This window comes from Pseudoalteromonas sp. ATL1, assembly GCF_058933015.1.
In genome coordinates, this window is record NZ_JBZYXL010000001.1 from 2,713,634 (window position 1) to 2,725,369 (window position 11,736).

The window sequence follows — 11,736 nt, forward strand, 5'->3', positions numbered from 1 at the left end:
ACCTTGACATAAATTTATGATCTTATACTGCTTTTCAGATTAAGCAGCACAATTATGTCAGCCAATAAGTTGTTCGAACACTTTTCTTCCATTGATGACCCACGCCAGCAAGGTAAAGTGCAACATCCATTATTTGATATTCTGTTTCTAACAATCAGCGCCGTAATCGCAGGTTGCCAAGGTTGGGAGGAAATTGAAGAGTTTGCCCATGACAAACTAACTTGGTTACGTAAGTTTATAGCGTTAGCTAACGGCGTGCCGCGGCACGACACGATTGCAAGAGTTATAAGTCGTATTGATATGACCCAGTTTCAAGCCTGTTTCTCTCAATGGATGCAAAGCTGTAGTGAACTCACAGACGGCAGTGTGGTTGCCATTGATGGAAAAAGGCTAAAAGGTTCATTTAAACAGCCAGATAGAAAAGATGCGATCCACATTGTCAGTGCGTTTGCCTGTGAAAATGGCGTGACGTTAGGTCAATGCAAGACCGACTCGAAGTCCAATGAAATCACCGCAATCCCAGAGTTGCTACAGTTACTAGAGCTAAAAGGTTGCTTAGTAACGATTGATGCGATGGGCTGTCAAAAGGAGATTGCGAAGCAAATTGTAGAAAAAGAAGCAGATTATTTGCTGGCTCTCAAAGCCAATCAGGGCAACTTATTTGAACAAGTGAAACAACTCTTGCAACCAGAAATCACACGCCAAATAGCGAATGACAGCCTACTAAGTGAAGTAGATTATCAACGAGGTCGAGAAGAATTCAGAGCGGCTGTTGCCTGTCATGAAATGGCTCAAATACCCGCAAGAGCTGGCTGGCCCAATTTACAAAGTGTAGGCGTGATAGTGTCTTACCGTAAATCGGATAACCAACAGCAAGGTGAATTAACCTATCGATATTACATAAGCTCAGCGAACTTGAGTGCGCAAAGACTAGCGGAAGCCACACGAGCGCATTGGCATATTGAGAACAGTCTTCATTGGTGTTTGGATGTGGCAATGAATGAAGATGGTTGCCGTATACGCCGCGACGGAGCAGCAGAAGTGTTGGCTGGTGTAAGACATATTGCATTGAATTTATTAAAGAAAGAGACATCCTTTAACAAAGGTGTACGCGCTAAACAGCTAAAAGCAGCTAGAAACGAGTGCTATCTAGAAAAGGTATTAAATAGCAAGTGATTGTTCATGCTCTTGCCCTGGGTCTCACCCCTGTGGAGTTCGTCGCCCACATGATCAACTTTGCAAAGATAATCCCGATTAAAATGATTCTCGCCAGGGTCGTGATAATTGGATACGTCGTGTGTGATAACACGCTCATTCCCCTGCTTCTAAAGGGCTTAAGCGCAACGATAATAAACATGTAGAAAGGTAATATCAGTTGTAATAATAACAAAGCACAGAGTGTACAAGCAAAAATCCAAATCGGCAGATGAAGCAATATGGACAAATTCAATGTATAGACAAGATTACTTGCAGAAACCTTCAAAACTTCATTTACGAGTGATTCTGCACTCGCAATTGCGAAGTTTGTCACACCAGCATAAAACAACAGAATGACAGCCTTACCTATTAAGGTTTCCCAAAACTTCAATACGCGAGGCCAAAAGTCCATCGCTAAACCAGCAATGGTAATAATGATAACGGGAATTACGTTACCTAAACACAATGGCAACATAGCGAACGCTGTGAAGTAAAATTTTTGCGCAGCGTTTAAAGTGCCCCAGAACATTTGAAATTGACTTGATACTATACGGATACGTTTACTTATGCTTTGTTGTAGCCGCCATACATTCTTACTTTTACGTTGCTTAGGCTGTATATTCATTATTCAAAATTACAGATATGGTACTCAAAGCGCGCAATATAACATAAGAGGTACACTGTTGCCTTATTATGTTTCTCTTTGGCTATATACTCAATTCGGATTAAAGTTTTATACCGATTTGCCGATTTATTTCCAATGGAAGACATAAGGATATTGCCATGGAAATCAAAGCCAGCCAAAGTGTAAATTTGCTCAAGTTTGCACAGTCTCAAAACATAAACGTGTCAGAATCAGCGTCGCAAGATCTTGAAGAGCACATAAAATCTTATGTTATATCTGACAGAGAAAACAATCCGCCAGTGTATTCAATCACCACCCGAGCACAACAGTATCAAATCGTTAATTTTGCGAACCCCAATGAGGAGCCCCGATATAAATTTGGCGATCTGACCGACCCCAACGATATAGAGGCTTTTCTCACCCACCAAGATAGACTAACCGATGAACAAAATGATATTTTGCGAAAATATAAGCCTTCTCGGGAGTTTATAGCTCTACTCGATAAAATGGATGACGAAACGCTTGTAAAGTTCGTTACTGTGCTTAATGATTCTTTTAATTTGGATCAGTTCTTTGTAAATAATAAAGATAAATCGCAAGAATTGATTAGCCTGATGAGTAAAATGTCAGAACAGGAGATTAAAGATACCGTAGAGACATTAGCGGCACTTTCAAATCAGGAAAGTAATACACCAAGACGCCAAAACTTTTTATTGCCCCCTAAAGGTATCGGTAAGTTGCAGCTCGTTGCATATAACGAAACCGCATACTTCCACAAGCTTTGGCAACAAAGCGAAGTCAATAATATGATTACACATCAATATGTTGATTTATTATCCAGTAAACGGTTCTCAGAAGATGAAATGCAAAGTATCAATGCACATTTAGCACTAACTGACTTTGATCAGAGTCGAGGCATTATTGATATGGCGAACAACGTCAAGCGCAATGATAGAGCATCTTTTCTCAACCTGTTAGATGAAACAGACAAAAACAACGATAATAATGTGTTCACATACATAAGTAGCCAGTTGGAAATGGCTGAGTACACCAGTGCCTATCAAAGCACACAAGGAGGTCATGTTTTGTTTACCGAAAATATGGCTTCTGGTTCTCAACGACGAGCGCTTTATAGCAGTTTGATAGATGCCTATGAAAACCAAGGTGTAAGCTGGATGGAAGATGTTGTAGAACACTTAAAAGGAACACCGCCACAAATTCAAACGAACTTATGGGAAGCGTTAAACAAAAATGTTGAAAATGATCCCGCTCTATTCGACACCTCTGACTCAGTTGAAGTTTGGATGGAACGCCATTTAGCCACGTTCAAACGTGCATTTGAACAAAAACAGATCCATCAACTTTATGACATAGCCGATGATGCAGATGTGCCAAAAGACATTGGTTTATTAACTTGGGTGAAGCAAACGTCTTTGCTTTAATATTGGAGTAGCCTACGAGACAAATTGTGTTTGACGACGTAGGCATCCTCTTTACTTTTAATACTCACTGATGTTGTGATGATGCGTATGCAGGAGATTTTCTAATGCCGCACCGGTTGGCCTGAATGAACTATTCACCTGTCCACGATAACATCCTACAACCCACGGAAAACTGTCGGTAATGTAATATCCATACTGGCCGTTTACCGTCATGCCATTGCACTCGTCTAAATCGCCATGTCCATCTACATACTCCCAGTCACCTCTAAATTGACCGTCGTAGTTATCACTGGCTATCTCTCCTACACCGACTTGAGGCGTCTGATAACCACTGACATCTTGACGCTTACCGCCGTTATTTTTCAATGCGTAGCTCGACTTAGCCTCGCGCACTTGTCCATTCGACTCGATACAAGGCCCAAAAATGGGGAAGCCATCTGCTGCGAACCCGATAACAGGAGAAATAACATCACAACTTTGGTCGAATAGTGCTCTTGGGTTGCCATGGTAATGATAACGGCCACTTGGCTGTGGATGTGCATTGTGGCTATCCGTACCAAATGAATTTAATGATGACATTGGATCATAACGCCAGGGGTGGTCTTTTTCATTACCACCACATCCTATTTTCTCTCTACCTAGCGGCTCATTCCCTACCCCATAACAAGCGGCAGCCATAATATCTACACTTACGCCATTGAGAAACACCCCATTAGACACCCCAATTTCCACTTCAGTCGTCGTCGGTGATATGGATGGGTTAGACGACACGCGATAATTTGCACTTTGCGTACTCACATTTGTCGCAAACTGGGCTTGGGCATCGTTAAAATCGTGATTCGGTATTTCATTCACTGCGAAGGTACATTCATTATTTGCGTTGGTGATTGAAACTTGACCATTAAAATCAAGCCCCCTTTGTATATCCATAACAAACGACTCATAAGTGCCGACGTAAGATGCGCATGAACCATCATTTTTTGTCAAAATAATATTCGTAATATCCAAATTATTTGGAACGGACTGAGTTGCAGTAATGACAACTTCATCCTGCGCACTTGCTTTGCCGTCGTTTACAGTTAACATCACTCTATAAGTGCCTTCTAAATCAGCTGTAAACGATGCCGCTACATTGGTACTTTGTGCAATCGTGGCTTGGCTATTGGCGGGTTTAGCTATGAAACTCCATATGTAGGTTAATGCATCACCGTCGGCATCATTGCTGCCGTTAGCATTAAGTGTAACTAGATTCCCAACATCTACACTCTCATCAGCCCCTGCATTTGCAACAGGAATATTGTTTGGTTCAACTGACTGAGAAACATTAATAATAACTTCATCTTGCGTGCTCTCAGTACCGTCACTTACTGTCAATTCAATACGATAAGCTCCTGGTATATCAGGAACAAATGTAGGTGATTCACTTGTATCTTGTGTGATAGATGTTTGGCTCCCGGACGGAGATGACACAATACGCCATAGGAAGCTTAATGGGTCTCCGTCAGCATCACTGCTCGCACTGCCATCGAGCATAACTGTTGCGCCCACTGTTACAGCTTGATCTGGGCCCGCATTGGCAATGGGCGCATTATTTATATTTGACGAATTCTCAGACACATTTATAACTACTTCGTCTTCGGCGCTGGCTTGTCCATCGTTCACAATTAGCTTGATACGATATGAACCTTGAATATCAGGCGTAAACGAAGCCGACACGCTCGTATCTTGTGAAAGAGACGATTGGCTGCCCGAAGGCGCTGATACAATGCTCCACTGATAGCTTAGCGCGTCACCATCGACGTCATTACTGGCACTACCACTAAGCGTTACAGACTGGCCTACATTTACACTTTGGTCTGCCCCGGCATTTGCAACAGGCGCATTGTTGGCTGTAGCTACAGGTTGTTGCGTGTTATCTGGTTGCGACGTTGTGGAGCTGCCCCCCGAACCACCACAGCCAGTTAAAACAATCGAAAAGTACAATACTATTGCTATTTTTTGAGTATCTGATCTCATATAACTCACCTCTAAACGGAGATTTAAAGTTTGCTGATGAGTATAGGCTAGGAAAGAAATGAGGAAACAATGAGGAAAAAACAAACAGGCGATAGTTTTGATGCCATCGCCTGCTGCATCCAAATTTACGGGCTACTCACTTCTTCAAGTGGAATATGGGTACTACTAGTTGGGCTTTTGTAGATAGACTCTTTCGTTGGTGCCTCATCCGGTTTTGCATTATCAGGTTGGACTATCGGACCTAAACTATTTTCGGTATTCAAAATTAGTGGCAGCCCATCTTTTCCGCCACCAATCACCACAACCTTACTGTTATTGGATTTAGCAAGTTCAATCGTTGCTTCAATGCCGCGCCATCTCAGGTACGTTTCTGATATACCGCCACTGACCTCTTTTTGAAACGCAGCGATACCTTTTGCTTCTGTCTCTTTGCGTTTGGCTTCTTTTGCCGCCACTTCTAAACGCATGTCATATTCTTGCTGTAAGTAGTGCTGGTTAACTTTTGAGATAATCGCATTGTGGACTTTTTCAGGCACGTCGACTCGTCTAATTAGCACATCATCCAGATTCACAAGTGCATGCCCGCGAATGCCGCTCTCAGCTCCCTCAAGGATCGTCTGCTCTTGCAGTTTTAATTCTTTGAGTACCTTACTTAACAACTGAGCCTGTACGTCCATTCGTTGTGAGCCGTATACCTGCTCAGCCGTATAATTAGAAACAATGACCCTGACTGCAGAGCCTACTTCTGGTATCACCATTTCATTAACATAGTCGGTACCAACCAACTGATGTAAATAAGGAATGTGCTTCACAACTGGCCTATAGCGCACCGTGATATCCATCGAGATACGTAGCCCTTGCTTGGTGATGGCATGCACCTTACGATGTGCAGTTTGAAAGCGACTAGAATAAATCGTCAATTTATCCCATGGCATAACCAGTACTGTACCTTCTGTAAATGGTTTGTCTAAGTATGTACCGCCCCCTAAACGCTTCCAAAGCACACCGACTTGACCTGAATCTATTTTAATAAATATCACAGGAACCAGTGCAACAATCAAAAACAACAAAATTAGTAGCGTAACACCTGCTCTAAAACGCCATGATAAAATCCGCTTACGCAAGTTAGGGCAATATCGCTTAAGCAAGCGCATTGCTAAGTTAGAAATTAGAATGACTAAACAGACCGCTCCAAGCGCGAGTAAGCCAATATCTGGTGGGATTATAATATTCATGAGGGCATCCCCTCAGCTTCAACTTGATGGTGTTCCATTAATTGTCCTTCTACCATTTTCAAGTGTACATCCGCTAAATGGAAGTATGCATCATCATGCGTGATGGCGATGATAGTATTGCCGCGCGCTTTTAATCTAGGCAGTACTTGCTCATAAAATTTGCGTCTAAATATTGGATCTTGGTCAGCTGCCCACTCATCAAATATATAAATTGGTCGGTTTTCTAAAATGGTACTGAGTAACGCCAAACGTTTTCTTTGCCCAGTTGACAAATCAACCGTACTGAATTTACCATTTTCGACACTCACCTTATTATTCATCTCTAAAAACACTAACCAATCATCAATTTCTTGTTGTGATGCTGTACGAATGCCATAAAGTTGTTTAAATAAATGAAAATCTGAAAACACCGCAGTAAACAAGCTTCGATAACTCTCCAGCTCGTTGTTTGTTAAGGCATGACCATTTAAAAGTATCTGTCCACCTTGTAACTCATAAAGCCCCGTTAGCATACGAATAAAGGTTGTTTTACCACTGCCATTCCCCCCGGTAATAAATGTAATTTGCCCAGGCTTGATAGATAAATTCACCGGTCCCACAAAAAAAGGTCTATCCCCAGCTTTTTTGTTGTGCTGATAATAAGCACTATCCAATCGAATTTCCTCAAAGGCTCGCACTTCAGCGCCGTGACCTGCTCTTGCCGACTTAATTTTGTCTTTTTGATTTTCTTCTTTGAGTTCTTTTTCTAGCGCTAATACATTATTTGCAGCTTCTGTTGCGGTCGTATAGATAGGTATACCACCAACGATACTCGTGATTGGGCCGATTAAAAATAAAGAAGCGGTTGTCACCTTTATAACTACGTCGGTATATACTTCCGACATCATAGGAACGATAAATACCATCGCGCCCGTTGCTGCAAAAAACGTAATTTGTGACATCACAAAATCGGTCGCAAACAGCGTTTTAGTGGCGGTATTCGCCTTCTTAGCGCGATTGGAGTCCGTAACAAACGCGTGCTCAAGATCATCCGCTCTTGGAACGCTTAACTTTACTTCCTTAAAACCATCAAGTAAGTCAGATAAACGTTGGATCAGCATGTTTTCGCTTTCAAAAGATAATTGCATATTTTTCTGAATTTCATTAGCGCGAAGTCGATGAATACTCGCCCCCAACATGATGAGTACCGAGATCACTAAAAAGGCCACAAAAGAGTGGTAGGCAATATACAAAGAAGTAAAGAACACCAATGTAATCGACTGGCCTATGATCACAAAAAGTTGTGCTGATTGAGAGATTGTTTGCAGTTCTTTGCTAAGCGTATTAAAAATTCTTTCTTTACCAATTTTCTCAAGCGTTGAAAGCTCGGTGTAACGCACACTTTCAAATAACTCGACTCGCAGGCTTGCAATGGCTCGCTCAACGGTGCGAGCGGCTTTAGTCATCACACGCTGTTGAGTCAGCCCATAGATTAAAATGGTTAAACTAAATAAAACTAGATAATAGAGAATGTGATTTTCTTTATGGATGTCAGAAATATTCTCTGCCACATTATTGATTAAAGCGAGTACCAATGCATTAGCAAGCCCAGAGATACAGCCGAGCGCTATGAAGGTCCTTTTCTTTATTTTTATATTTCGACTAATTAAATCGTATAATACCATTTCATTATCTTATTGTTCTTGTACCCAGCATACGTTAATTTGCCGAGACTAATTGCCATTTCCTTTCAAGCGTTTAGAGATAAAACAGCTTTCATATTCGTGATATTTAAATCAATCTTCTTCGTTCTCTGACTCCGGTTCTCGACGTTTTGCCAAAAACAAAATAAGCAAGCTCGCTATTGGCGTAAACACCAAGGAGATAAGAAAAAAACCAACAGGGCCCGCAAAGGTATTTCGGCCCCAATACCCTGACAACAGGCATAATGATAAATACAACACCACCAACATATTTATATCCTTACGTTAACAAGAATTTTATAAATAAACCAGCAGAAATCTGCTGGTTTATCAGCCTACTACTAACTAGCAGCATTCACTTGAGCGTCTGCATTACCTTTGTCTTTACGATACTTTGCTGCTATCTCAGAGATGTCACCTTTAATGCTTGCTAGGTTTAAATCAAGCAAAGTGCCACCATTTTCAAAGTGTCGAATAAACGTAGTACCTACAGCATTGGTAGATGCTGCTGAAACTACAGGCATAAATGCTAAAGCGCTCAAAGTGCCAATCACTGGCACAGCTTTCAAAAAGCTGCTTAAGCCTGCGCCGCCAAGCGTTTGTGGAAATGAACCACCAATTACCGCGCTTACAGTGCCGCGTATTTTATTTTCGCTATACGACTGACCATAAACTTTGGCAATTTCGCTGATCATTTTTATTTGAATACCAGTTAGAGCCACTAAATCAACAGCAGGAATTGGAATAAGTCCTGTGCCAAATGACCATTTGGTATACTTGTCGACTATAATGTTTGCAACGGCTGAACGGTTTTCCACCTCAACTTGCTCCGTTTTCACTTCGCTCGCTTTTTCATCCTTTGCTGTTTTTGTCGCTGTCATAATAAATCCTCTATGATTTTGAATTAAACAGTTGTTAAACACATCAAACCTTTGCTTAAACGTTCAAGCCTAAACTTAAGTTTGCCCTTTTTCACTTTCCATCACACTGTGATGGAAAAGTAACTAAAACAAGGTACTAAGTATTTTTAGTACCTCGATGTGAAAATGAAATACAACTGCTCTATTTCCTTTTCAGCCATTATGCTAAGCATCATTTAAGACATTTTGACAGCTGATGCTGCGATGTTTGTCACTATAGAAAATGATGTTTCTGATCTCACTTGAAATACAATCCGATTCCGTACCCGTTTTTACGTAGTTACTGAAAACCATCACTGTTTGGTCTCGTTCCAATAATCGGTTAAAGCTTGTTACCCAAGAGTAAGGGTAACTTCCTGAGTACTGTAGAAACTTCTCATACTGTCGCAGATTTGTATCCGCTGGGTTTTGTGGGCAATCAGCGACCTTGCCATACTGATTGGGGTCGATATAAGTCACGAACCATCCATAGCCATAATACTCACACGACTCACTGCTATTAGTATTTGAGTACGGTGCGAAGGCTGCTAGCTTTTGTGCTTCATTGAGTATCTGCGTGCCATACAATCCTTGATCCCATTTGTGCATATCTTCAACCGTTGAATACATATCACCTGCTGAATACAAAACTAAGGGATTGCTGTACGGGTTAACTAATATATTTTCGTAAGGTACAGGTCCGCCCAATTCTGGTGGTCTGCCATTCGCAAGTGGTAAATACTGATTATCTTTGAAGATATACCCCGTGGTCATGTCCTTATAAACGCCTATAGCGCTAAAAGAACCACTGTCGGTCATGTTTAAAGGGTTTAAGATCTGCTCTTGTAATACGTTTCTAAACCAAAATTCTTCAGGAACCTCCCCTTGATTACCTGATAAGAATCTTTCAATGATGTTACCGATTAGATAGTAATTGCAGTTGCTGTATACGTATTGAGAGCCAGGAGTAAACGATGGCTTATCACCTTGCCCCGTACAACTACAAAAGCGTTTACTAAAAACTTCTGGTCCAGTTAAAGTCAATTTGCTCGCGGGATCAGTTTCAGAAAGGAATGGACGCCAACCATAGTTGTCATATACCTCCTCATTATCACTGTAATTATCAATGCCCGATGACATGGTTAATAAGTGATGCAAAGAAACATTCGCACATTCATTTTTAGGATACCAAGGTAGGTAATCACCTACAGTCTCCTGTCTTAGGTCTTTTCCTTCAAGTATACGCATCAGAATAGCTGCGGCGAACGCTTTAGTATTTGAGCCTATTCTATACTTCGACTGAAGCGTATTTTCTACGTCATATTGCATATTTTGCGGACCGCAGTTTGCCTTATAGACAACATTGTCTGCGGACGTGACATACACAGTGCCAAAAAACACCATCTTGTCGCAGTAGTCATTAACCGTCGTTGCTATCATCTCGATTTGATCTGCTGTGATCATGGTATTTTTAGCGACACTTTTCTTTTGTAAACAGGACGCCAAGATCAAACTGATCAAACACAAAACCAAAATTTTAAAACGTGAATGTAAAAGCCATTGCATTATTCGTTTCCTTCAAAGGTTTATTGCCTGCTAACCACACAACTACTAACAAACACTTTTGTCTTAATATAAAAGGCATCGATAAACTTAGCCGTGAGTGATTTTTGCCATTCCCACTAAAACTTTTCTCACACCTGAGTATGCTTGTCGACCATGGGTGTACAGCATGTTATCCAACAACAAAATATCGTTTCTTTGCCATGAATAAGAAAATGTCACTTTTTCATAAACATCATTAATAACTTTGATGTCTTCATCCAAAATTGGGCTTCCATCGCCAAAGTAGGCATTTCTTGGTAATTTGTCTTCACCAATACTTGTGCGCATCATTTCGGGTAAATGGGCGTCAATACTGGAACTGTGAAATAGGTGTGCTTGATTAAACCAAACCTTTTCACCCGTTTTAGGGTGAGTTGCCACAGCTGGACGGATCTGCTTGGTTTGCAGCCTATCCTCATCCAGCCACGCAAATTGAATGTCATTTGCTTTACAATAAGATTCCACTTCAATCTTGCTGTTAGTCTGAAACACTTCTTGCCAAGGTAAATCTATCGAACCATAGTTTCTGACATACATAACACCCAAACGCTCGAACTTTTCCCTCAGAGATTCTGGCAAGTTTTGATACACCAAACGACTATCGGCAAGCGGTGTATCACCGCCCTCTTTTGCAGGCACAACACAGAAAAACCCCATTCTCATTGGCCAACGGTTTGAATAGGCGTTTTCATTGTGCTGTAAAATAACCTGATCTGCATGATATTCGGTCGTTGTGTAAATGTTGTTTTTCAGCGCGGTTCTAGGTGAAGAACGATACATATATTGACTGAGCGGCTCGCCAAAAATTGTCTCCAATATGGTACTGAACTGGTTGCTGCTCACGATGTTTAAGCCTCTGAGCAAGGCAAAACCATCGCGATTTACCCATTGGTTTATTTCACTAACATGCGACTTAACCCACGCCAAGCCACTCTGCTTGATTGCGCTCAGGTTATGGATCCGTTGATCGATAACCTCAGACTGTGAACTGACCTTATTCGTTAATAACTGATCCATTTCCTTCCCATCCTTTAA

10 protein-coding genes are annotated in these 11,736 nt (G+C 41.3%); 2 read left to right on the plus strand and 8 right to left on the minus strand.

Annotated elements, in window-relative coordinates; genetic code table 11:
* Positions 1 to 54: 54 nt before the first annotated feature.
* Positions 55 to 1,176 carry an ISAs1 family transposase gene (locus AC5FX4_RS12220; protein ID WP_493606659.1) on the plus strand — a complete coding sequence of 374 codons (1,122 nt, stop codon included), beginning with the start codon at positions 55 to 57 and terminating at the stop codon, positions 1,174 to 1,176.
* 4 nt (positions 1,177 to 1,180) lie between these two features.
* On the opposite strand, the gene AC5FX4_RS12225 is transcribed toward AC5FX4_RS12220, so the two are convergent.
* Positions 1,181 to 1,822 (minus strand): hypothetical protein, encoded by a 642-nt coding sequence (locus tag AC5FX4_RS12225; protein WP_493606660.1) that lies wholly within the window; start codon positions 1,820 to 1,822, stop codon positions 1,181 to 1,183.
* A 158-nt stretch (positions 1,823 to 1,980) separates the two neighbouring features.
* Here AC5FX4_RS12225 and AC5FX4_RS12230 point away from each other — a divergent pair, with 158 nt between their 5' ends.
* Entirely contained in the window at positions 1,981 to 3,264 is a 1,284-nt protein-coding gene (locus AC5FX4_RS12230; RefSeq protein WP_493606661.1) for a hypothetical protein, read from the plus strand.
* 57 nt (positions 3,265 to 3,321) lie between these two features.
* On the opposite strand, the gene AC5FX4_RS12235 is transcribed toward AC5FX4_RS12230, so the two are convergent.
* The 7 genes from AC5FX4_RS12235 to AC5FX4_RS12265 all read right to left on the minus strand — a co-directional run bounded on the left by AC5FX4_RS12235 (position 3,322) and on the right by AC5FX4_RS12265 (position 11,718).
* The gene (locus AC5FX4_RS12235; RefSeq protein WP_493606662.1) at positions 3,322 to 5,280 is read right to left on the minus strand and encodes a YHYH protein; all 1,959 of its coding nucleotides are present in this window, start codon (positions 5,278 to 5,280) and stop codon (positions 3,322 to 3,324) included.
* 125 nt (positions 5,281 to 5,405) lie between these two features.
* Positions 5,406 to 6,515, minus strand: coding sequence for a prohibitin family protein (locus AC5FX4_RS12240; RefSeq protein ID WP_493606663.1), 1,110 nt, complete (start codon positions 6,513 to 6,515; stop codon positions 5,406 to 5,408).
* Positions 6,512 to 8,179, minus strand: a complete 1,668-nt coding sequence (locus AC5FX4_RS12245) for a cyclic peptide export ABC transporter (protein WP_493606664.1) — start codon at positions 8,177 to 8,179, stop codon at positions 6,512 to 6,514. The genes AC5FX4_RS12240 and AC5FX4_RS12245 overlap by 4 nt, the downstream gene beginning before the upstream one ends.
* A 111-nt stretch (positions 8,180 to 8,290) precedes the next feature.
* Positions 8,291 to 8,467: a hypothetical protein gene (locus AC5FX4_RS12250; RefSeq protein WP_493606665.1), complete on the minus strand. Its 177-nt coding sequence runs from the start codon at positions 8,465 to 8,467 to the stop codon at positions 8,291 to 8,293.
* A 71-nt stretch (positions 8,468 to 8,538) separates the two neighbouring features.
* On the minus strand, positions 8,539 to 9,078 hold the full coding sequence (locus AC5FX4_RS12255; protein ID WP_493606666.1) for a YcjF family protein: 540 nt from the start codon (positions 9,076 to 9,078) through the stop codon (positions 8,539 to 8,541).
* 204 nt (positions 9,079 to 9,282) lie between these two features.
* Complete coding sequence (locus tag AC5FX4_RS12260; RefSeq protein ID WP_493606667.1) at positions 9,283 to 10,662, minus strand: serine hydrolase domain-containing protein; 1,380 nt, start codon at positions 10,660 to 10,662, stop codon at positions 9,283 to 9,285.
* 87 nt (positions 10,663 to 10,749) lie between these two features.
* The gene (locus AC5FX4_RS12265; RefSeq protein ID WP_493606668.1) at positions 10,750 to 11,718 is read right to left on the minus strand and encodes a TauD/TfdA family dioxygenase; all 969 of its coding nucleotides are present in this window, start codon (positions 11,716 to 11,718) and stop codon (positions 10,750 to 10,752) included.
* Positions 11,719 to 11,736: the final 18 nt, after the last annotated feature.